This is a genomic window from Corynebacterium freneyi, assembly GCF_030408835.1.
GTDB classification, from domain to species: Bacteria; Actinomycetota; Actinomycetes; order Mycobacteriales; family Mycobacteriaceae; genus Corynebacterium; species Corynebacterium freneyi.
Genome location: NZ_CP047357.1, coordinates 2,533,699 through 2,554,580 on the forward strand (window position 1 = coordinate 2,533,699; position 20,882 = coordinate 2,554,580).

At 68.8% G+C, this 20,882-nt stretch carries 20 protein-coding genes and 1 tRNA gene; 9 read left to right on the forward strand and 12 right to left on the reverse strand.

Going from position 1 to position 20,882, the window contains the following annotated elements; translation table 11 throughout:
• The 5 genes from CFREN_RS11355 to CFREN_RS11375 all read right to left on the reverse strand — a co-directional run bounded on the left by CFREN_RS11355 (nt 1) and on the right by CFREN_RS11375 (nt 4,748).
• The gene (locus CFREN_RS11355) at nt 1-837 is read right to left on the reverse strand and encodes a PaaI family thioesterase (RefSeq protein WP_224370521.1); all 837 of its coding nucleotides are present in this window, start codon (nt 835-837) and stop codon (nt 1-3) included.
• A gap of 105 nt (nt 838-942) precedes the next feature.
• Nucleotides 943-1,365 (reverse strand): arsenate reductase/protein-tyrosine-phosphatase family protein, encoded by a 423-nt coding sequence (locus CFREN_RS11360; protein WP_070520660.1) that lies wholly within the window; start codon nt 1,363-1,365, stop codon nt 943-945.
• Nucleotides 1,366-1,583: 218 nt separating this feature from the next.
• Complete coding sequence (locus CFREN_RS11365; RefSeq protein WP_209651923.1) at nt 1,584-2,315, reverse strand: hypothetical protein; 732 nt, start codon at nt 2,313-2,315, stop codon at nt 1,584-1,586.
• A 185-nt stretch (nt 2,316-2,500) separates the two neighbouring features.
• On the reverse strand, nt 2,501-4,375 hold the full coding sequence (locus tag CFREN_RS11370; protein ID WP_141742981.1) for an AMP-binding protein: 1,875 nt from the start codon (nt 4,373-4,375) through the stop codon (nt 2,501-2,503).
• Between the two features lie 297 nt (nt 4,376-4,672).
• Nucleotides 4,673-4,748, reverse strand: a tRNA-Thr gene (locus CFREN_RS11375).
• 213 nt (nt 4,749-4,961) lie between these two features.
• Between CFREN_RS11375 and thrE the strand changes: the two genes are divergently transcribed.
• The 4 genes from thrE (at nt 4,962) to CFREN_RS11395 (ending at nt 9,130) form a co-directional block, all read left to right on the forward strand.
• Nucleotides 4,962-6,563 (forward strand): threonine/serine exporter ThrE, encoded by a 1,602-nt coding sequence (thrE, locus tag CFREN_RS11380; protein ID WP_070520655.1) that lies wholly within the window; start codon nt 4,962-4,964, stop codon nt 6,561-6,563.
• Nucleotides 6,564-6,771: 208 nt separating this feature from the next.
• Nucleotides 6,772-7,131 carry a hypothetical protein gene (locus tag CFREN_RS11385; RefSeq protein WP_209651922.1) on the forward strand — a complete coding sequence of 120 codons (360 nt, stop codon included), beginning with the start codon at nt 6,772-6,774 and terminating at the stop codon, nt 7,129-7,131.
• A gap of 5 nt (nt 7,132-7,136) precedes the next feature.
• Nucleotides 7,137-8,636 carry an alpha,alpha-trehalose-phosphate synthase (UDP-forming) gene (locus tag CFREN_RS11390; protein ID WP_209654502.1) on the forward strand — a complete coding sequence of 500 codons (1,500 nt, stop codon included), beginning with the start codon at nt 7,137-7,139 and terminating at the stop codon, nt 8,634-8,636.
• Nucleotides 8,637-8,668: 32 nt separating this feature from the next.
• The gene (locus CFREN_RS11395; protein ID WP_209651920.1) at nt 8,669-9,130 is read left to right on the forward strand and encodes a hypothetical protein; all 462 of its coding nucleotides are present in this window, start codon (nt 8,669-8,671) and stop codon (nt 9,128-9,130) included.
• A 10-nt stretch (nt 9,131-9,140) separates the two neighbouring features.
• Here CFREN_RS11395 and hsaB read toward each other — a convergent pair whose 3' ends face one another.
• Nucleotides 9,141-9,698 carry a 3-hydroxy-9,10-secoandrosta-1,3,5(10)-triene-9,17-dione monooxygenase reductase subunit gene (gene hsaB, locus CFREN_RS11400; protein WP_083291303.1) on the reverse strand — a complete coding sequence of 186 codons (558 nt, stop codon included), beginning with the start codon at nt 9,696-9,698 and terminating at the stop codon, nt 9,141-9,143.
• 70 nt (nt 9,699-9,768) lie between these two features.
• On the opposite strand from hsaB, the gene otsB reads away from it, so the two are divergent.
• The gene (gene otsB / locus CFREN_RS11405; protein WP_070520699.1) at nt 9,769-10,548 is read left to right on the forward strand and encodes a trehalose-phosphatase; all 780 of its coding nucleotides are present in this window, start codon (nt 9,769-9,771) and stop codon (nt 10,546-10,548) included.
• A 12-nt stretch (nt 10,549-10,560) separates the two neighbouring features.
• Here otsB and CFREN_RS11410 read toward each other — a convergent pair whose 3' ends face one another.
• Nucleotides 10,561-11,697, reverse strand: a complete 1,137-nt coding sequence (locus tag CFREN_RS11410) for a LacI family DNA-binding transcriptional regulator (RefSeq protein WP_224372199.1) — start codon at nt 11,695-11,697, stop codon at nt 10,561-10,563.
• A 147-nt stretch (nt 11,698-11,844) separates the two neighbouring features.
• On the opposite strand from CFREN_RS11410, the gene CFREN_RS11415 reads away from it, so the two are divergent.
• Genes CFREN_RS11415 through CFREN_RS11425 form a run of 3 tightly spaced genes read left to right on the forward strand, consistent with a single transcriptional unit; the run spans nt 11,845 to nt 14,543 of the window.
• Nucleotides 11,845-12,843 carry a metal ABC transporter solute-binding protein, Zn/Mn family gene (locus CFREN_RS11415; protein WP_209651915.1) on the forward strand — a complete coding sequence of 333 codons (999 nt, stop codon included), beginning with the start codon at nt 11,845-11,847 and terminating at the stop codon, nt 12,841-12,843.
• Nucleotides 12,844-13,545 (forward strand): metal ABC transporter ATP-binding protein, encoded by a 702-nt coding sequence (locus CFREN_RS11420; protein ID WP_209651913.1) that lies wholly within the window; start codon nt 12,844-12,846, stop codon nt 13,543-13,545.
• Between the two features lie 20 nt (nt 13,546-13,565).
• Nucleotides 13,566-14,543, forward strand: coding sequence for a metal ABC transporter permease (locus CFREN_RS11425; protein ID WP_209654500.1), 978 nt, complete (start codon nt 13,566-13,568; stop codon nt 14,541-14,543).
• A 107-nt stretch (nt 14,544-14,650) separates the two neighbouring features.
• Here the strand turns inward: CFREN_RS11425 and rlmB are convergent, their stop codons facing one another.
• Nucleotides 14,651-15,598, reverse strand: a complete 948-nt coding sequence (gene rlmB / locus CFREN_RS11430) for a 23S rRNA (guanosine(2251)-2'-O)-methyltransferase RlmB (protein WP_070520635.1) — start codon at nt 15,596-15,598, stop codon at nt 14,651-14,653.
• 124 nt (nt 15,599-15,722) lie between these two features.
• On the reverse strand, nt 15,723-17,126 hold the full coding sequence (gene cysS / locus CFREN_RS11435) for a cysteine--tRNA ligase (protein ID WP_209651911.1): 1,404 nt from the start codon (nt 17,124-17,126) through the stop codon (nt 15,723-15,725).
• 353 nt (nt 17,127-17,479) lie between these two features.
• Between cysS and CFREN_RS11440 the strand changes: the two genes are divergently transcribed.
• Entirely contained in the window at nt 17,480-18,901 is a 1,422-nt protein-coding gene (locus tag CFREN_RS11440; RefSeq protein ID WP_209651909.1) for an HNH endonuclease signature motif containing protein, read from the forward strand.
• Nucleotides 18,902-18,921: 20 nt separating this feature from the next.
• Here CFREN_RS11440 and ispF read toward each other — a convergent pair whose 3' ends face one another.
• From ispF to CFREN_RS11455, 3 genes are read right to left on the reverse strand one after another with little or no spacing between them, the layout of a single operon-like run.
• A complete protein-coding gene (gene ispF / locus CFREN_RS11445; RefSeq protein ID WP_209651907.1) occupies nt 18,922-19,422 on the reverse strand; it encodes a 2-C-methyl-D-erythritol 2,4-cyclodiphosphate synthase in 501 nt (166 codons plus the stop codon).
• A 1-nt stretch (nt 19,423) separates the two neighbouring features.
• Nucleotides 19,424-20,158 (reverse strand): 2-C-methyl-D-erythritol 4-phosphate cytidylyltransferase, encoded by a 735-nt coding sequence (ispD, locus tag CFREN_RS11450; RefSeq protein ID WP_209651905.1) that lies wholly within the window; start codon nt 20,156-20,158, stop codon nt 19,424-19,426.
• A 12-nt stretch (nt 20,159-20,170) separates the two neighbouring features.
• On the reverse strand, nt 20,171-20,740 hold the full coding sequence (locus CFREN_RS11455) for a CarD family transcriptional regulator (RefSeq protein WP_070520623.1): 570 nt from the start codon (nt 20,738-20,740) through the stop codon (nt 20,171-20,173).
• Nucleotides 20,741-20,882: the final 142 nt, after the last annotated feature.

Consider the following 20,882-nt stretch of genomic DNA (forward strand, 5'->3'; position numbering starts at 1 on the left):
TCAGTACTTGCCCAGCGACTCCCGGGCGTCGATGACCTCGGCACGCAGCGACATCGCGGCGGACCCCGGATTATCGGACGTCAACGCCTCGATGACGACGTCGGGCAGCCCCGCCGCCCGGTAGTCGTCCAGCGTCACCGCACCGTACTCGAGCACCCCGTCGAGCCACGCGACGGCGCGGGCCTCGGGTCGCACGCATCGACGGGCCATGCGCTCATGCTCGGTCAACAGCTCGCGGTGCTCCGCCCCACGCAACCCCAGACGGGCCAGCGTGCGGCCCGCGGCGATGAGGTTCTCGCCCGCGACGTGCTCGATCTGCGCCGGATTCGGCGGCGGCTTGCCCACGCCCCGCCGGCGCACGTACAGGTCCTGCTGCCCGATGCCGACGATCCCGCCGTCCTTGTCCCGGATGACGGACGTGTAGGGGACGACCGTCGAAAAGCCGCCCTCGGTCTCCGCCAGGATCTGCTCGATCAGCTCATCACTGGCCTCCACGTCCAGGTAGGCGCCGCGACGACCCGGTCGGATGTACTCGAACGAACCCGTACGCGTCCACGCCTCGTAACGGTCGACGCCCAGGCGCTGCATGACCAGCGTGCCGAAAAGCACATCCGTCATGGAAAACAGCGTGCCGCCGAACGCCGCACCATGCATGTTCGCGTTGAGGCGATTGAGGCGCAGCTCCAGATGACCCCGCGACCAGTCATCCGCGATGTGCGTGATGCGGATGCCCATCGCGATCAGCGGCGGCCACGCATTGAGCAGATGGCGCAGACGGTTGGGCGTCAGCTTCGTTCCCGCGGCGTTGACGAGCACGCGACGGAGAGATGGTCCCATTTTCATGGGTACCCAGCGTAGGCTACGCGACCGTCACCCGAGGCGAAGGGGCCGAAATCACGGGCCGACGGACGGAAGGAAAGGCGGGACGCCGGTGTCGACGCCTCAGTGGGCCGTCGGATCGTCGCCGAGCTCCTTGAGCACGCCGATGATCCGCTCGCGCAGATCGTCGCGCAGCCGGCGGTAACGCTCCACGCCGCGAATGCCGTCGTCGGCGGGATCGCGGATCTCCCAACGCTGCGTGGCGACGTCCGGGGCGACGTGATCGGAAACGTCGATGTCGCCGAGCACGACGACGACGTCGGCGCGGTCGGCCAACGACGCGGTCAACTGCAGCGGATCACCGTCGCAGCGGGCCCCGATCTCGGCGCACGCCAGGCGCGCGTCCTCGTCCACGCCGCGATCGTCCGGGTCGACGTCGATGCCCGCGGAAAAAACCGTCACGGAGGGGGCGACGTGGCGCGTGAGCCCCTCGGCGATGCGCGACATCCCCATGTTCGATCCGCTGACGTACAAGATCTCCGACATCTTTACGCACCCTGCCTTCCGCATGATCGGAATATTCGGATTCCCCGTGCGGGCGCATGTCGCCGCAGCGGTGGCGGCGGAGACGGTGCCGGTGCGATGCCGGTGCGATGCCGGTGCGACGACCCCCGGTCGCCCCCTTCCGTCCGCGCCCCAGCATAGGTGCTTTCGACATGTGCAGCACCCGGAGCAGCCGGCGCGGGGAATCGGGTGCGGGCGAGTTACGGCTCCGCGGACCAGAGGGTGACGATCGACCCGTCTTCGGCGGTGCAGCGCAGCACCTTCTCCGCGACCGGACGGCACCGGTAGGCGTGGCCGGCGGCGTTGACGTCGCGGGCGGTGCCCAGCAGATCGCCGTCGCCGTCGGCCATGATCAGCGCGCCGGTCAACCGCAGCGCGTCGGCGCACAGGCGCTCGGAGTCGGCTGCGGTGGCGTCACCGTCGGCACCGGCCTCGAGGGTCACGCCCACGTGGCTGAGGCCGAACCCATTGCCGGTGAGGCACACCAGGACGTCCTCGCCCTCGATCTCGATGACGTCGCCCTGCACGGCGTAGCCGGTGCGGCCACTGCTGCCCTTGCCGGACTCGGGGGTCGGCGAAGGAGCATCGGCTCCACCAGCACCGGCGTCACCGGCACCGCCGCCGTCACCGGAATCGCCGTCGGCATCGGCCGCGCCGCCATCGCGTCCCGCCGAGGACCCCGGCGCCGACGATCCGGACGACGAGGAGCCGAAGAAGGTGGACTCGTAGGCGACCTCCGAAGCGTCGTCGGCGCCGCCGGAGTTCTGCCCCACCGCGGCCCCGACGAAGAACCCGCCGCCGGCGAGCACGAGGGCCCCCAACACCGCGCCCACGACGGTCCGCGCCGTACGACGCCCGCCGTCAACGCCGTCGGCCGCCGAAATGACTGCGGGCTTCCTGGCGATGATGTTGTCAGAGTCGTTGTCCGACATGCGTCCTCCCTGGTTCTCGCGCCGGCGGGGTGGGGTCGTCACCCCACTTGAGCACGCTCCAGCTTACGCCAAAACCAATAACGGAAGAAACGCAAGTGACGGATGTGACCAACGAAAGCCCTCCCCCGAGCGCACGAAACACCTCCGGCGATCGGGGAAGGGCGGCCGTCGTCAAGCAAAAACGGCTAATCCTTCTCCCAGTACTCCCGCTCGCGGCGCAGCTCCACCGGAGCCTCCGGATCGGTCTCCGCCTCCGGACGCGCCAACTCACTGTTGCGCAACTCGACGCGACGGATCTTGCCCGACGCCGTCTTCGGCAGATCGTCCGAGAACTCCAGACGACGCACGCGCTTGAAACCGGCCAGACGCTCGGCGGTGTGCGCCATGATCGACTTCGCCGTCTCCAGGTTCTCCTCCGCGCCCGCGGCCAGGCGGACCACGCCCTTCGGCACCGCCAACCGCAGCGGATCCGGCGACGGAATCACCGCCGCCTCGGCCACCGCCGGATGCTCCAACAGCACCGACTCCAACTCGAACGGCGAAATCCGGTAGTCCGACGCCTTGAACACGTCGTCGATGCGCCCCTCGAACGTGATGTAGCCGTCCTCGTCACGGATGCCCCGGTCACCCGTGTGATAGTGCCCGCCGAACATCACCGCGCCCGTCTTGTCGGCGTCCTCGTGGTAGCCCGGCGTCAGGAACAGCGGATGGCCGTCCATGACCACGCAAATCTCGCCGTCATCGACGAGCTCGCCGGTCTCCGGGTCGACCAGCACGATGTCGACGCCCGGACAGGGCCGCCCCATCGACCCCGGACGCACCGCCTGGCCCGGCGAGTTGCACACCAGCGCCGTCGTCTCCGTCTGCCCGTACCCGTCGCGGATGGTCACGCCCCAGTCCCGCTCCACGCGGGCGATGACCTCCGGATTCAGCGGCTCGCCGGCGCCGAGGGCCTCGCGGGGCACGCGGGACATGCCCGTCATGTCGGCCTGGATGAGCATGCGCCACACCGTCGGCGGCGCGCAGAACGTGTCCACGCCGCAACGCTCGAGCTGGCCCATCAACGCGCCGGCCTCGAAGCGGTCCGTGTTGTAGATGAAGATGCACGCCTCCGCCGACCACGGCGCGAACACCTGCGACCACGAATGCTTCGCCCACCCCGGCTGCGAGATCGACATGTGCACGTCGCCGGGCTGCACGCCGAGCCAGTACATGGTGGTCAGCGTGCCCACCGGGTAGCTGGCGTGGGTGTGCGCGACCAACTTCGGCTTCGACGTCGTGCCGGAAGTGAAGTACAGCAGCAGCAGATCATCGGGGCGGGTCGGACCGTCGGCTTCGAATTCGTCGGAGGCGATGTAGGCCTCGTGGAAGTTGAGCACCGGGATGGCGGGCATGCGGCCGTCGCCGGTCATCGGCTCCTCGTCCTCGTCGGCGGCCAGCAGGATGACGTCGCTGTCCGCGGGAACGTCGGCGAAGCGGTCCAGGTAGCGGCGGGAGGTGACGGCCATCTTGACCCGCGCGCGCTCCAGACGCTCCGGGGTTTCGGCGGCGGGCAGCTGGATCGACGCGGGGCTGACGACGGCGCCGAGCTTCATCGCGGCGAGCAGCGTCTCCCACAGCTCGACCTGGTTGTCCAGCATGAGCATGATGCGGTCGCCGCGACCGATGCCGAGGCTGCGCAGGTGGTTGGCCACGCGGTTGGAGCGGCGGCGCATGAGGTCGAAGGAGTAGATCGCCTCGGAGCCGTCGGGCTCGACGATCCACAGCGCCGGCTCGGGGTTCTGGTAGGCGATGACGTCGAACCAGTTGAGCGCCCAGTTGAAGTCCTGCAGTTCAGGCCATTCGAAGGCTTCGCGGGCGCCGTCGTAGTCGGTGCGGGTGGCCAGCAGGGTGTCGCGGGCGGCGCGGAAGGCCTCGCTGTCGCGGGTGTGGCCCGGGGTGCTCAGGCGGTCGTCCTTTTGCTGCGGCGCCTGCACCCGCTTGGGGTGGCGGGGCTGATGCGGGGCTCCGAAGTGGGCGGTGCGATCGAGGCCGGGGGCGGGGGATGCGGAAGCGTTCATGTCGGGTCCTTGAGCGTGAGGCGGTGGGGCCGGACGCCTTGCCGGACGGTGACCCGCCAACGTGGCGCGGATCACAGGCAGTGCGTGGCGAACAGTATTAGGTGAATCCCCATTAACCGGCAAGGTTTCGTTCACTGAACTGTTTTCGGGGGTGGACCATCAATTACCGACGAGTGAAAAGTGTCCCAGGTCACACGTTTTTTGCTTTACGACGCCCGCCTCTCGACGGGGGTGCCCCACCGTGGCAGACCGAAACGAATGCAGACCGGGACGATCACCGTCCCGGCCTGCATGCTTTGGGGCCGGAGACGGGACTTGAACCCGCAACCATCCGCTTACAAGGCGGGCGCGCTGCCAATTGCGCCACTCCGGCATGAAACGGCATTCTACCCGGTCGCACCATCGCCCCGGGGACGCACCCGCATCCGCACTTCGCCCACGTCAGCGGGCCGCGGTCACCGCCCCGACCGGGCGGGTGTCTACGGGCGAATGCGCATGTAGACTCCCCGCGACGCGGAACCACCCGCCACTAAGACGCGACGAGACACGGGGATCCCCACCACGGGACCCCCGGGGACGGAGGAACATGGCCGAGGACCAGCAGGCGACCACCGCCGCGGCGATCCCCGGATTCGCCGGAGCGTTCCGCACCAAGGTGCGCAACGCCCTGTTCGGACCCCAGTCGACGGTCGACCTCGTCCAGTCGACCCGCACTCCCCTGCCCCTCGCCCCGATCGACTACACCGACCCCGACCAGGTCACGTCGGTGCTCGACCTCGCCGCCCAACTCGGCGGGCTGCTGCTGTCCTGCGGCTCCGGCAACTCCGACACCGTCCTGCAGATCAAAGCCGTGACCTCGGCCTACGGCCTCACCCGAGTGCAGGTCGACATCACCCTGACGTCCGTGACGGTCTACCACCTCATCGGCGCCCGCCGAACGCCGGTGACCGCCATGCGCGTCGTCGACGCCCCCTCCGTGGACTTCCACCGACTGCGCAACGTCGACAAGCTGCTCCGCGCCATCCGCGGCGGCCAGGTCTCCCTCGACGACGCCATCGAACGCGCCGACGCAATCGAAAACGCCCCTCCCCTGTACCGGCTGCGCATCATCTACCTCGGCTGGGCCGCCATGGCCGCCGCAGTGTCGATCCTGCTCGGCGGCAGCGCCCTCGTCGGGGCGATCGCGGCGGTGGTCACGGCGATCATCGTCGCCACCATCGGCGAACTCAACGTCCGGGCGTTGCCACCGTTCTTCCAGAACGCCACCGGCGGATTCATCGCCACCTTCATGGCCGCCCTCGCCTACGCGGGGGCGACGTGGGCGGGCATCGAGATGCAACCATCGCGCGTCGTCGCCTCCGGCATCATCGTCATGCTCGCCGGCCTCACGCTCGTCCAATCCCTCCAGGACGGCATCACCGGCGCCCCCGTCACCGGCTCCGCGAGATTCTTCGACACGATGCTGCTCACCGGAGGCATCATCGCCGGCATCGCCATCGGCTTCGAAGTCACCGCCTTCATCGGCATCCCCCTACCGCCCATCGGCGCCGCCGCCGACCCCAACTTCACCCAGTCCACCGTCCGCGTGCTGGCCGGAACCGCAGCCAGCGTCGCCTTCGCCCTGGCCTCCAACGCAGGCGGAAAGGCGCTCGCAGTCTCCGGCGCGACCGCCCTGATGGGCTCGATGCTCTACTACTGGATGCTCCTGCCCGTCGGCGTCCACCCCGTCGCCGCAGCCGGCGCCGCCGCCACCGCAGTCGGCCTCGCCGGCGGCCTGCTCTCCCGCCGCTCCTCCATTCCCCCGCTGGTCACCGCCATCGCCGGCGTTACCCCCTTCCTGCCCGGCATGGCCATCTACCGCGGCCTCCACGCCCTGCTCAACGGCCAACCCCTCAACGGCTTCACCGCACTCGCCGCCGCCCTGGCCACCGCCACGGCACTGGCCGCCGGCATCGCCCTCGGCGAATGGCTGGCCCGCCAGATGCGCCGCCCGCCGAGCCTGATCCGCCACGGCGACGTCAAACGCCCGAAGGTCCAGCGCCGTCGCCGCCGCCAAGCCGCCGGCACCGACTCCGCCGACGGCACCGCCAACCCCACCGACCCCCGCACGCGCCTCAGCCGCAGCGCCCGCGCCAAATTCGGCCGCCGCTACGGACGCGCCCCCGGCGACGACGGCGTCGAGTGGTAACACGCCGAACGCGAACCCGACGGACGTCGCAAAGCAACGAAGCCACGCGAGCCGCAGGCGAGAAACCGCCCGGCTCACCCCGGAAAGCCCACCTTGGTACACTGGAAGGCCTGTAATGGGGCCACCGGCGAGGCGGACGACCGGACCCCGGGGGACGAGCCCGACCCCACCCGAACCATTCGCAGACCGCCACGAGCCAGGAGGATCCGTGCCACCCAAGGTCACCGACACCCGCACCGCCCAGAACGAGGCACTGCACCAGGTCGAGGCCGAAACGGCGGCGGGCGCGCGACGAATCGTCGCGACGTTCTCCGATGACTTCCACGACTGCGTCACCCTCATGTGCATGCTCGGCGTCGAACCCGAGGGCCTGAACTACAAGAAGGTCCACGAAGAGCACCTCGAGGCCACCGCCCCGAAGACCGCCAAGCGCACCCGCAAGTCGACGAAGAAGGCCGCCAAGAAGACCACCAAGAAGACGACGGCGAAGAAGACCACGAAGAAGACGACGGCCAAGAAGGCCACCGCCAAAAAGACCACCGCCAAGAAGACCGCGAAGAAGGCGTGACCCCCATGGGCCGCGAACGCTCGGACTTCGTCGTCGTGGCCAACCGGCTGCCCGTCGCCCCCGTCGACGACCCGACGGCCCCCGGCGGCGTGCGCTGGGAAGCCAGCCCCGGCGGCCTGGTCACCGCACTCACCCCGGTGCTGCTGCGCAACAACGGCGCCTGGGTCGGCTGGGCCGGCAGCGTCTCCGACGCACCCGACGCCCCCGACGTGCCCGAGGCCATCGACACCGACGAAGGACTCCACCTCTTCCCCGTCGAACTGACCGCCGACGAGCACGAAAAGTTCTACGAGGGCTTCTCCAACGCCACCCTGTGGCCGCTGTACCACTCGCTCATCGTCGCCCCGACCTACGACGGCGACTGGTGGGAGTCGTACCGCGAAGTCAACCTCCGCTACGCCGAAGCCGTGTCGCGCCGCGCCGCGGACGGCGCCACCGTGTGGGTGCAGGACTACCAGCTGCAGCTGGTGCCGGGCATCCTCCGCCAACTGCGCCCCGACCTGACCATCGGCTTCTTCCTGCACATCCCCTTCCCGCCGTCGGAGATCTTCCGCCAGCTGCCGTGGCGCGAGGAAATCGTCCGCGGGCTGCTCGGCGCCGACGTCATCGGGTTCCACCTGGACACGTGCGCTGACAACTTCCTCGACCTGTGCCGCCGCGTGTCCGGCGAGGCCGGCTCCCACACGGGACTGCCCGACACCCTCTCCGTGCACGGCCGATCGTCGGTGCGCACGGCCACCGGGTCGATCACCGCCCCGGACGGCCGGACGGTGCGGGTGGGGTCGTTCCCCATTTCCATCGATTCCGGCGACGTCATCGCCAAGGCCGCCGACGCCGACCGTGACGGCGTCCGCGCGCTGGCCGGCGACCCGCGCACGCTGCTGCTCGGCGTCGACCGGCTGGACTACACGAAGGGCATCCTCGTGCGGCTCGAGGCATTCGAGTCGCTGCTGGAATCGGGTGCGCTGGATCCGTCGGAAAGCGTCCTGGTGCAGGTGGCCACCCCGTCACGCGAACGCGTCGACGACTACCGCCGCACCCGGGCCCGCGTGGAACACGCGGTCGGGCGCATCAACGGCCGCTTCGGGTCGCTGGGCCGCCCGGTGATCCACTACATCCACCGGCCCGTTCCCTTCGACCAACTGCTGGGCCTGTACGCGGCCGCCGACGTCATGCTGGTCACCGCGCTGCGCGACGGCATGAACCTGGTGGCCAAGGAGTACGTCGCCTGCCACCCCGACGGCACCGGGTCGCTGGTGCTGTCCGAGTTCACCGGCGCCGCCACGGAGCTCGACGGCGCGCACCTGTGCAACCCGCATGACCTGGAGTCGGTGAAACGGGCGATCATGGCGGCGGTCAACTCCCTGGAGCACCACCCCGACGACGCCCGCGACCGCATGGCGCGCCTGCACGCCCAGGTCCGCGACCACGACGTCGACCTGTGGGCCCGCAGCTTCCTCGACGAGCTCACCCGCGCCCACGAAGCTTCGGAGGCCGGCCGATGAGGCGGGCCGGACGCGCGATCGCCGTTTTCTGCGTGACGACGGCCACCGCGCTGGGTCTGGCGGCGTGCGGCGCCGGAGACGGCCCGGGTGAAACCGCCGACGACGGCGTGGGCGGAGACGAGCGGATCGTCGGCAAGCGCTGGCAGGTCACCGAGGTCTACGACGACCCGACGCTGCCCCACGGGGTGCCGGAGGGCACCGTGCCGCCGGTGATCGTGTTCGGCCGCGAGTCGTACACCGGCGACGGCGCGTGCGGCTCGTTCCAGGGCACGCTGACCTGGCGCGACCGCGGCATCGTCCACGTCGGCGAGCCGGAGACCGTGCGCGAGACCGGCTGCGACGCCGCGGCGCGGACCTACGACGAACGCCTGCGGGCGCAGCTGCCCGGCGAATTCGTCGTGGGCGCCCCCGACCCCGACCTGCGGATGACCGCCGTCGGCGACTACCCCGCCGGCGAGGCCGCGCCCGGGTGGGCGGCGGTGTCGAGGGGATAGCGGAGCCGGGCTACACCGAGGGGCGCTGGCGCCAGCTCTCGCCGGCCGGGGCGTCCTCGCCTGCGGCGACGACGTTGGCGTACGACCCGCGATGGTACAGCAGCGGCCGCGAATCCGACCGATGCCCGATCTCGGCGACGGCGCCGACGACGATGAAGTGGTCGCCAGCCTCGTGGACCGCCTCGATGGTGCAGTCGATCCACGTGGCGCAGTCGCGCAGCAACGGGTTGCCCAGGTCGGAGCGGATCCACTCGCCGTGGGCGAACTTGTCGGGGCCGCGGCGGCCGAACGCGGCGGACACGTCGCGCTGGTCCTCGGTGAGCACGTTGACCGAAAACCGACCGGTCGCCTCGATGCGGGGCCACGACCGCGACGTCTTCATCACCGTGAACAGCACCAGCGGCGGGTTCAGGCTCAGCGAGGAAAACGACTGGCAGGCGAAACCGACCGGTTCGCCGTCGTCGGAGGCGACGATGGTCACGCCCGTCGCGAATTCGCCGAACGCCTTGCGGATGGACATCTCGTCGAACGTCTCCATGGGGGCGGGGCGGGGGTCGGTGTGCGTCATGGGCCGCACTTTACCCATGGCCGCCTCCAACCGCGCCGCCGGGGCGGGACCGTTGCGTAGGCTGGGTGACGTGAGCAACAAGTCACCGTCCCAGTCCGCCATCGACGCCGTCGCTTCGGCCGACACCGTTTTGGTCGCGCTCGACTTCGACGGCACCCTGGCGGATCTCGGCGACGACCCGATGGCCGTGCGCCCCCGCGAAGGCAACCTCGAGCTGGTGTCGCGCCTGTCCGCGCTGCCCCGCACCGAGGTGGTCATCCTCTCCGGGCGGCAGCTGCGCGACCTGCGGTACCTGTCCGGGATGGAACACGTCGCCCGGCTCGTCGGCAGCCACGGCGCCGAACCTCAGGACGGACTGGCCCTGTCGGAGGCGGAGTCCGCGCTGCTCGAGGCCGTCGACCTGCGGCTGCGCGAAGTCCTCGCCGACGCCGACGACGATCGGGTGTGGGTGGAGCGCAAACCCGCCGCCCGCGTCCTCCACGTGCGGCTGCTGGAGGATGCCGTGCGCAAGCGCCGCGTCCTCGACCACGCCATGTCCTTCTTCCGCCCCATCAAGGGCGTCCACGTCACGGAGGGCAAGGACATCCTCGAGCTCGCCGTCCTCGACGTGACCAAGGGCAGCTACCTCGAGGCCGCCCGCGCCGAATACGGCGCCGACGCCGTGCTGTTCATCGGCGACGACGTCACCGACGAAACCGCCCTGCGCTGCCTCACCCACGGCGACCTGGGCATCAAGGTCGGCTCCCCCGACGACGGCCCCAGCGCCGCGAAGGCGTTCCTGCCCGACACCGCGGCCGTGACCGAATTCCTCCGCCGGTTCGCCGACGCCCGCGAAGCCCAGGTCTCCTAGTGTCCCGGCCTCCTAGTTTCGCGGCACACCCGTCGTCCTGCCCGCCAGGAACTCCGTGGGCAAAATGACCTTCGTTTCCCCACCCGACAACGCGGCGCCGGCGGCACGGCCCTTGTCCCGGTTGGGCTGGATGATCGTGGTCACGCCCATGTGGCGGGCAATGTCGATGCCGTCGAACCCCGTGACCGACAGATCCTCCGGAACCCGGATGCCGTTGTCCCGCGCATACCGCAGCACCCCGAGCGCCTGCGTATCCGTCGTGCACACCACCGCCGTGAGATTCGGGTGGGCGGTGAGCAGCTCACGGGCCGCGTCGTAGTTGTTGGCGGGGTCGTTGAGGTGACGCTCGACGATCGGCACGTCCGCCGCGTCGACACCCGCCTCCGCCAGCGCCTCCAACGCACCCTCCACGCGCGACCGCTGCACGTGATGACGCGCCCCCGCCAACCGCTCGGCCGTGACCGCACCATCATTCCGCCGCCGCGACAACCGCACCGACAGCACGCCCACCTCGCGGTGCCCCAACTCCGTCAAATGCCGCACCGCCGGCTTGATCGCCTCACGATCGTCGATGCCCACGAACGGCACCCCCTCCACGCCCGTCGGCTGATCGCAGATCACCGTCGGCAACCCACGCTCCAACACCGCCCGCAGGAAGGGATCGTCCTCCGCCACCGAATACACGACGAAAGAATCCACCACCGCCTGGCGGATCAACAACCGCGGATCCGACCCCACCGGCGAAGGGCCTTGCGACGAGCCGTCGTCACGCACATCCCCGGACTCCCCCTCCGCCGACGACGCCGGAATGACCAGCAACGAATCCCCGCGGCGCCCGCACTCCTCCGACAGGCCCGCCAAAAAATCCACCGACGCCGGATCATCGAACGCGAAAGACAACTGCTCCGTGAACAACACGCCCACCGCACCGACCCGACGCATCCGCAAACTCCGCGCCATCGGATCCGGCCCCGGATACCCCTGCGCCTCCGCCTGCGCGAGAATCCGCTCCCGCAACTCCGGCGACAACTGATCCGGCCGGTTGTACGCGTTCGACACCGTCGTCCGCGACACCCCCAACTCCGCCGCGATCGACGCCAACGTGCCCCGGGAACGACGGCCCCCACGCCGGGCCCCGCCTCGGACCACCGGCGCCGAACGGCCCGAACCGGACTCGGACGGGTCTGCGGAATCTTCGATGCGCACGCACTTGAATGTACTCGAAGCCCCGGATCGCCGGACCCCACCACAAACCCAGTTGGCAATGGTTTTCATTGTCGCGTTAGGATGCGCCCCATGAAAAACCCCTTCCTCCGCTCCGCCCTCGCCGCCGCAGCCACCGCGGGCCTGACCATGGGCCTCACCGCCTGCTCCGACGACGGCACCACCGACGCCGCCGGCGATTCCGACGACGTCGTGAAGATCGTGACCTCCACCAAGGTCTGGGCCGACGTCGCAGACGCGGTCGTCGGTGACGCTGACGGCGTCGAGATCCAGCCGATCATCGAATCCAACGACCTCGACCCGCACTCCTACCAGCCCACCGCCGCCGACATGGCGCTCGTCGAACAGGCCGACGTCCTGCTCGCCGGCGGCGGACACTACGACGCCTGGCTCACCGACGCCGCCTCCTCCGACTCCTCCGCGATCATCCTCACCGCCATCGAAGGCGACGGCTTCGACGGCCACGGCCACGGCGAGGACGATCACGGGGACCACGACCACGACCACGCCGCACACGAGGACGAGGACGAGGCCGAAGCCGACGACCACGCCGGCCACGACCACGACCACGGTCATGACCACGAGGTCAACGAGCACATCTGGTACAACACCGACGCCGTGACGTCCCTCGCGTCGACTCTCGCCGACGAAATCAACGCCCATTGGGATCTCGACGCATCCGACGAGGACGTCGTCAAGCGCATGGAGGACATCGAGGACCGCAAGGCCGACCTGCCCTCCGCGAAGACCGCCCAAACCCACCCCCTCGCCGACGACATCATCGCCGACACCAAGATCGAGGACATCACCCCCGAGGGCTACCGCTCGGCGACCCTCAGCGAATCCGAGCCCGCCGCCGCCGACGTCGCGGAAATGCTCGAGCTCATCGAATCCGGCGACCTCGACTTCCTCATCGACTCGCCCCAGACCCGCAACCACGTCTCCGAGCGGCTGATGCAGGCCGCGCAGTCGAAGGGCCTGCGCATCATCAACGTCTACGAGTCGCCGGACTCCAACGAAAACTTCTTCGATCTGTACGACCGCATCCTCGACTCCCTGGAGAAGAAGTAGGTGCATCCGCTCACCTTCGCCGGCGCGGCCGTCGCACCGCTGTGGTCCGACCTCGACCTGCAGGTCCGGCCCGGGGAATTCCTCGCGGTGCTCGGCCCGAACGGCGTGGGTAAGTCGACCCTGATCGGCGCCGCCCTCGGCACCCGCAAACTCACCGCCGGCACCGTCCGCACGGCGTCGACCGTCGGGTACATCCCGCAGCAGCGCATGTTCGACCCCGACCTGCCCATGCGCGTCCGCGACCTCGTGGGGCTCTCGTCCGCCCATGGCGTGTTTCGCCGCAGCCCGTCGCGCGCCCGCATCGACGAGGCGCTGGCCGAAGTCGGTGCGGAGGGCATCGCCGACCGTCGCGTCGGCACCCTGTCCGGCGGCCAACAGCAGCTGGTCCGGCAGGCGCAGGCCATGGTCAACGATCCCGCGTTGCTGCTTTGCGACGAGCCCCTCCTCAGCCTCGACCCCGCCGCCCAGCGAGCGGCCGTGGAGCGGCTCGACCGGCGCCGCCGCCTGCACGACACCGCCGTGGTCTTCGTCACCCACGGCATCAACCCGATCCTGGGCTACTGCGACCGGGTCCTCTACATCACGCCGCACGGGCACAGGGTCGGGCCCGTCGAGGAGGTCATGACGTCCGAAACCCTGTCCGAGCTGTACCGCACCGAAATCACCGTAGCGACCGTCGGCGGAAAGCTGGTGGTGGTCTGATGGGCGGAGCGATGGGGTGGATGAACACCTTCGTGGCGGACACCCAGACGTTGCTCAACGTCGGGTTCGTCCAGTCGGCGTTGATCGCCGCGGCGCTGCTGGGCCTGGTGTCCGGCGTGATCACTCCGTTGGTGGTCATGCGCCAGATGAGTTTCACCGTGCACGGGACGTCGGAGCTGGCGCTGATGGGTGCGTCGGCGGCGCTGCTGGCCGGGGTCAGCGTCGGCGGCGGTGCGATCGTCGGTTCGGTGTTGGCCGCCGTGGTTTTGGCCTTGTTGGGGATGCGCGGCGGCCAGGACGCGATCGTCGGCGTGGTCTTGAGTTTCGGCATGGGCTTGTCCGTTTTGTTCATCCACCTGTATCCCGGGCGCACGACCACCGCGTTCGCCTTGTTGACCGGCCAGATCGTCGGCCTGTCCAGCGCGTCGGTGTGGTTGTTGGCCGGCGTGGCGGCGCTGGTGATCACCGTGGTGGCGCTGTTCTGGCGGCCGTTGCTCTTCGCGTCGGCGGACCCCGTGATGGCGGCGGCGTCGGGCATCAACGTCCGGGCGATGTCGGTGTTGTTCGCCGTGCTGATCGGCCTGACCGCCGCGCAGGGCGTGCAGATCGTCGGCGCCCTGTTGATCATCTCCCTGGTGATCACCCCGGGCGCCGCCGCCGCGTACGTCACCGCGTCGCCCGTGAAGGCGGTGGTGCTGTCGGTGATCTTCGCCGAGGTCGCCGCCGTCGGCGGTGTGATCCTGTCGCTGGCGCCGGGCATGCCGGTGAGTGTTTTCGTGACCACGATTTCGTTCGTCATCTACCTGGTCTGTCGCTTCCTCGGTTGGTACCGGGGCCGTGCCGCCACCCGCGACGAGGTCTCCGCCGGCCGTTGGGCCTCTCCCCCGACGGCCCCGACTGCCCCTACTGGCTCGGCTGCCCCGGCCATCCCAGATGGGCCGACCGGTGGCCCCCTCGATGACCACCCCGATTGGGCAGGGCGCCATCCCGCTCCCTGATCCCCCCTTCCTTCACTCCGAGTCGTGCCCCCACTCCACCCCGCGCCGGGGCCGGCCGATTGTCCCTGCGCTCTGGTTCGACCTCCTTCGACCTATTTCGCCGCGGTCTACTTCGACGCGGCCGCCCGGCGCTGGCGCGCGAACTCGCTCAGCGTCACGCCCGCCGCAACCGACGCGTTGAGCGATTCGACCCATCCCGCCATCGGGATCGACATGATCGTGTCGCAGGTCTCCCGGACCAGACGCGACAGCCCCTTGCCCTCCGAGCCGACCACAACCACGGTCGGGGTCGTGCCGTCATAGGTGTCCAGGGTGTGCTCGCCACCGGCATCGAGGCCGACGACCTGGTAGCCCGCCTTCTGGAACTGCTTCAGCGAACGCACCATGTTCGTCGCCCGCGCAACCGGCAGTCGAGCGGCCGTACCGGCGGAGGTACGCCACGTGACGCCCGTGACCGCCGCGGACCGCCGCTCGGGAATGACCACGCCATGCCCGCCGAAGGCGGCGGCCGAACGAATCACCGCACCGAGGTTGCGGGGGTCGGTGATGTTGTCCAGGCACACGATCAAGCCGGGTTCGCCGGAGTCGACGACCTTTTCCAGCAGATCCTCCACCGCCATGTACTTGTACGGCGGGATCTGCAGGCCGATGCCCTGATGCAGCGAGTTGCCGGTCATCCGGTCCAGTTCATGTCGCGGAACCTCGCGAATCGGAATGGCCCGATCGTTGGCGATGCGCACGGCCTCCTGCAGCCGCTCATCGTTGTCCGTGCCCAGCGCCACGAACAGGGTGCTGCCCGGGACCTTGGCGTGCAGGCACTCGACGACTGGGTTGCGTCCGACCACGAGCTCGGTGCCGTCCGACACCTTCTCGTGGCGGCCTTGGTCACGGCGGCGCTTCTGCTGCGCCTGCTTGTAGGCCTTGTGGTAGACCCGGTCCTCCGCCTTCGGGGTCGGCCCCTTTCCGCGCAGGCCTCTCTTCTGCCCGCCGGAGCCCCCGGCGTCCTTCTTGTTCGACTTGCGCACCGCGCCCCGTCGCTGGGAATTGCCCGCCATCGTTCAGCCTCTCGCCTTCGTCGCGTTCGCCGCGTTCGTTCCGGTTGTCGTCATCGTTCCGTGTGGCCGTCGTTTCATGCGGCCGTCGTTTCGCGTGATGCCCGTTACCCTCGGCCGTTTCCCGTCAGTCCCCCAGCGACCACTTCGGCCCGTCGGCGGTGTCGGTGACCGTGATGCCGGCTTCGGTGAGACGGTCCCGCACGGCATCTGCGGCGGCCCAGTCCTTCTCCGCCCGCGCGGTCTTGCGCGCCTCCAGTTCATGGCCGACGAGAACACCCAGGGCGTGCATCGCCTTGTCGTCATCGCCTCCTGACGCGGCCCACTTCTCCGACAGCGGGTCGAATCCCAGCACGGACGCCATGGCCCGCACGGATCCCGCGGTCTTCTTGGCCTCCACGTCATCACCGTCGGCAAGCAACTGGTTGCCCGCGCGGACCGCATTGTGCAGCTCGGCCAGGGCCCGCGGCACGGCGAGGTCCTCATTCATGGCGGCGTCGAAAGCCTCGGTGCGCTCGCCGATCTCGACCTCACCGAACTTGTCCGCGGCGCGATTGAGGAACGCCTCGATGCGCCGGTAGCCTGCGGCGGCCTCCTGCAGCGCCTCCTCCGAGTACTCCAGCACCGAACGGTAGTGGGCGCTGCCCAGGTAGTACCGCAGCTCGACGGGGCGCACCAGCTCGAGGATGTGCGGCACGGACAGCACGTTGCCGAGAGACTTCGACATCTTCTCGCCGGACATCGTCACCCAGTGGTTGTGCATCCAGTACCGCGCGAAACCGTCGCCGGCCGCGTGCGACTGGGCGATCTCGTTCTCATGGTGCGGGAACTGCAGATCCAGCCCGCCGCAATGGATGTCGAACTCACCGCCGAGGTAGTAGGTCGCCATCGCCGAGCACTCCAGGTGCCAGCCCGGCCGGCCATCGCCCCACGGAGTCGGCCACGACGGCTCACCCGGTTTGGCGGACTTCCACAGCGCGAAGTCGTGCGGCCCCCGCTTGCCCGGGGAATCCGGTTCACCCTGCTCCATTTCATCGACGCGGTTGCCGGACAGCGCTCCGTAGTCGCCGCCCTCCGAAGACGCCCACGCATCAACGTCGAAGTACACGTTGCCGTCGACGTCGTACGCGTAACCGTTGTCGATCAGCCGTCGCATGTACTCGACCATCTGCGTCACGTGGCCGGTCGCACGCGGCTCGACGCTCGGCGGCAGCACGCCCAGCTGGTCGTACGCCCAGGTGAACTCGCGCTCGTAGGTGGAAACCCATTCCCACCAGGGGCGACCGTGCTCGGCGGCCTTGGTCAGGATCTTGTCGTCGATGTCCGTCACATTGCGCACGAACGCGACGTCGAGCCCCTGCGCCAGGAGCCAGCGCCGAAGAATGTCGAACGCGACGCCCGAACGCACGTGGCCGATGTGCGGCATCGCCTGCGGGGTGGCTCCGCACAGGTACACGGAAGCGTGCCCCTCGCGGATGGGCTCGAAATCTCGCAGCTCACGGGTGGCGGTATCGAAGATTCGGAAGTTCACGCCCCTGAGTGTAGCGGTCGCGCGGGAGTCTCCCGAACACTTGCGCGGCGCATGACCGGGGATCTCGGCTGCTGGGACGACAGTTGTTCACCCGCGGTTCGCGGGGCGTTCGATAAGGAGCATTTACCCCGCAGGCATCAGCTATCGGTGCGCGTGAACAGATTCGCTTTACGACGATCATGCGCCCCTTTCGCCACTTGCGCCCCAATTGTCACCCATCCAAAAGCGACCGCCAAACACCGAATGAACGTTCGATTAATTTCCGATTCGCACTTGCGAGCGACCGCAACTGCCCTTAACATCGGAGCCAGAGAATCCGGCATGCGCCATACAGCGAGGGGGGACGGGCGGCCATGGACGACAAGATCAGCAGGCGAATCAACGACCGGAGCGGACTGACGGGCAGGGCACAGGCCACCACCGAAGAGTTCATCGCATTGTTGACGACAGCCACTGAAGCGCTGACCGTGCTCGCCTATCTGTACGAATCAAGCGAACTGGCGGCAGCCACTCTGATGCGGCTCATGCCCGCGCTCAAGAGGTTCGAGACTGCGCGACGCGGGCTCGCGGTCATCGACGCGCGGATAACGGCAACGGTGGCAGCCGAGCAGATGTCGCGAGTGCTGGGGACGACGCGTCCCGACGACTTCCTCGTCGAAGAGCTGAAACTGACGCGACACGAGGCAACGACGCGGGTGCGGGCATCCGCTTTCCTCAGCGAACACCCGGAGATCACCGCATCCGCCCACGCCGCCCTCCGCGCCGGCAACATGACCATGAAAGGCATCTCCGACATGGCGAAGGAACTCGACGCACTGGACGACCGGGTGGAACGGACCCCAGCGGATATCGCCGACGAAGTGATCGCCCGCTCCCCCGCCCACGGCCCGCATGGAGCTGGCCCGCTGTGCCGCGCACTGGTGAAGGAACACAACAAATGCTTCCCGCGGGATCCGAATGCGGCGCACCGGAAACGCAGGCTGAGCGTCGGCAAGCAAGATGGGGACGGCGGAGCCAAGATCAACGGATACCTCGACGCGGCGACCCTGGCGCTGCTGGAAGCATGGCTGCTCGCACACGGCGTGAAGAAGGGAAGCCACGACGACGGACGGACACCGGCCCAACGCAATGCGGACGCGATGGACCTGGCCCTGCGGGCGGCGCACGAGGCCCGCCCGCGGGTCAAGGGCAAACCGATGTGCACGGTCATCGCCGCGCTGAACGCCGACGACTTGGCGGCGGCAACCGGAACATCCCCGAAAAACCAGCAATCACCACCGATACACCGGCCGGCGACGCACCCCACCCGCGTCACCGTGAAGGCGGGTTCCGGCATCGAGCTGGGACTGATCGACCTGCTGAGGCTCGGGCTGTCAGAGGAGATGTACGCCGCAGTATTGGACCCGGACGCACCGACCGTGGATGCGCAGCTGAAACTCGGGCGAACGAAGCGGTCCGCGACGCTGGAACAACGTATCGCTCTGCAACTTCTCGACGGCACCTGCCAGCACCCGGGTTGCCGACGGCCACCTGATGCCTGCGACGCACACCATCTCGTCGCCTGGCTGCTGGGCGGAGGCACGGACCTGGAAAACCTGACCCTGCTATGCCGGCGACATCATTCCGATAACGACGACACTCGGGCGGATCCGCGGCGCGGACACATGACGCCCAGGACGGAACACCCTCGAGGCCGAACCGGATGGGCCCGACCGGCCGGACCGGACGGAACGCGCCAAGTTCGCTTCAACAACCGGAGCGGAGCCGCGGCATGAGGGCGCAGATCGGGGCGGAACTACTCCGCGTCGGCCCTCTTCCAGACGACCGCGGTACCCACGGCGGCGACGCCTTCGCCGCGACCGGTGAAGCCCATGTGGTCGGTCGTCGTGGCGGACACGCTGACCGGGGCGCCGATGTAACCGGACAGGACCTTCTCGGCCTCCTCGCGGCGCGGCCCCATCTTCGGGCGGTTGCCGATCATCTGGGCCGCGGCATTGCCGATGACGAAACCGTTGTCCTCGAGCAGCTGGCGACACTCCTTGAGCAGCTGCTCCCCGGAAACGTCGTCGTACTCGGGCAGACCGACGCCCACGAAACTACCGAGGTCGCCGAGGCCGGAAGCGGAAAGCAACGCATCGACGATGACGTGGGCCACGACGTCACCGTCGGAATGGCCCTCGCACCCGTTCTCCCCCTCGAAAAGGAGGCCGGCCATCCAGCACGGCTTCCCCTCCTGAACCTGGTGCGCGTCCGCGGCGATGCCCACGCGCGGAATGATGATGGGTGCGTCGGTCATGTCATTCTCCGGAAATCTCGAACTCGGTGGACTCGGCCTCTTCGGCGATCTGCGTCGCCAACGCCAAGTCGAGCGGGGTGGTCACCTTGAAGGCCATCGGGTCGCCCTGGACGACGTGGACCGGGACCCCGAGACGCTCCACGAGGGACGCGTCATCGGTGGCGTGCCGGGCTTCATCGGCGGGACGGTTGAAGTGATCCTCGTACGCACGGCGCAACAAGGGCAGGCGGAACCCCTGCGGAGTCTGCACCGCACGGAGGGAAGAACGGTCGGGAGTGCCCACGACCACATCGCCTGCGACTTCCTTGATCGTGTCCGCGACCGGAAGGACGGGAATGACCGCGTCACTGCCCCCGAGGACGGATCGAACGACGCGGGCGATCATGCCCGGAGGAGTCAGGGCGCGAGCGGCGTCATGCACCAGGACGACGCCGTCATCGGGCATGGTGCGCATGCCCTCCCAAACGGAATCGATGCGCTCTCCACCGCCGACGATGAACTCGACGTCGGTGCGAATCCGGCCGGCGGCTTTGGCCCGGCGGAAAAGCTCACGGGCATACCCCATCATGTCGTCGGAGACGATGACGGCGATGTCGTCGACGGCCTCCGACCGCTCGATCGCCGCGACGGAACGTTCCACCAGGGAACGGCCGCACAGCTGGACGTACGCCTTGGGGATGGGCTCCCCGAGCCGCGTGCCGCGACCGGCCGCGGCGACGAGGGCGGTGACCCGCATTCCCACCGGGGCCTAGGCCTCGGCGTCGAGGTCGACCGCGTCCGCAGCCTTGGGCTCGGCGGAGTTGGCGGCCTCGTCGGCCAGCGCCTGGTGACGCTCGATGGTGGCCTCGATGCGGGCGAACAGCTCGGTGGTCTTCTCCTCGTCGACGCCCTCGGCAAGGGAGAGCTCACCGACCAGCACCTGGCGGGCCTTGCTCAGCATGCGCTTCTCGCCGGCGGACAGGCCACGGTCCTGATCGCGGCGCCACAGGTCGCGGACGACCTCTGCAACCTTGTTGATGTCGCCGGAACCGAGGCGCTCCTGATTGGCCTTGTAGCGACGCGACCAGTTGCCGGCTTCCTCGACGTCGGTCTCGCGGAGAACGGAGAAAACCTTGCGCAGCCCCTCCTCGCCCACGACATCGCGCACGCCGACCAGTTCGGCGTTCATGGCCGGAACCTGAATGTTCAGGTCACTCTGCAGAATCTGGAGGACGAGATACTGAACGGGCTCCCCGTTCAGTTCGCGCTCGATGATCTGCTCGATCTTCGCGGCCCCGTGATGCGGGTAGACGACGGTATCGCCGACGCTGAATTCCATGTGGTGTCCACGCCCCTTTCAACGGCCCTCCACCCTATCATGACCCCCCTGCAAAGTACCGCTAGTATGAGAAGAGCCTTTGAGGACACTAAGGTGGGTTCTCAACTGCAGAACCCAGTTTTTCAGACCCCAATCCTCAAGT

Excerpts from the sequence above, each read along its gene's own strand:
- CFREN_RS11355 (WP_224370521.1), bottom strand. The coding sequence starts at position 837 with ATGGGACCATCTCTCCGTCGCGTGCTCGTCAACGCCGCGGGAACGAAG.
- CFREN_RS11360 (WP_070520660.1), bottom strand. The coding sequence starts at position 1,365 with ATGTCGGAGATCTTGTACGTCAGCGGATCGAACATGGGGATGTCGCGC.
- CFREN_RS11365 (WP_209651923.1), bottom strand. The coding sequence starts at position 2,315 with ATGTCGGACAACGACTCTGACAACATCATCGCCAGGAAGCCCGCAGTC.
- CFREN_RS11370 (WP_141742981.1), bottom strand. The coding sequence starts at position 4,375 with ATGAACGCTTCCGCATCCCCCGCCCCCGGCCTCGATCGCACCGCCCAC.
- thrE (WP_070520655.1), top strand. The coding sequence starts at position 4,962 with ATGGCCGAGGACCAGCAGGCGACCACCGCCGCGGCGATCCCCGGATTC.
- CFREN_RS11390 (WP_209654502.1), top strand. The coding sequence starts at position 7,137 with ATGGGCCGCGAACGCTCGGACTTCGTCGTCGTGGCCAACCGGCTGCCC.
- hsaB (WP_083291303.1), bottom strand. The coding sequence starts at position 9,698 with ATGACGCACACCGACCCCCGCCCCGCCCCCATGGAGACGTTCGACGAG.
- CFREN_RS11415 (WP_209651915.1), top strand. The coding sequence starts at position 11,845 with ATGAAAAACCCCTTCCTCCGCTCCGCCCTCGCCGCCGCAGCCACCGCG.
- CFREN_RS11425 (WP_209654500.1), top strand. The coding sequence starts at position 13,566 with ATGAACACCTTCGTGGCGGACACCCAGACGTTGCTCAACGTCGGGTTC.
- rlmB (WP_070520635.1), bottom strand. The coding sequence starts at position 15,598 with ATGGCGGGCAATTCCCAGCGACGGGGCGCGGTGCGCAAGTCGAACAAG.
- CFREN_RS11440 (WP_209651909.1), top strand. The coding sequence starts at position 17,480 with ATGGACGACAAGATCAGCAGGCGAATCAACGACCGGAGCGGACTGACG.
- ispF (WP_209651907.1), bottom strand. The coding sequence starts at position 19,422 with ATGACCGACGCACCCATCATCATTCCGCGCGTGGGCATCGCCGCGGAC.
- ispD (WP_209651905.1), bottom strand. The coding sequence starts at position 20,158 with ATGCGGGTCACCGCCCTCGTCGCCGCGGCCGGTCGCGGCACGCGGCTC.
- CFREN_RS11455 (WP_070520623.1), bottom strand. The coding sequence starts at position 20,740 with ATGGAATTCAGCGTCGGCGATACCGTCGTCTACCCGCATCACGGGGCC.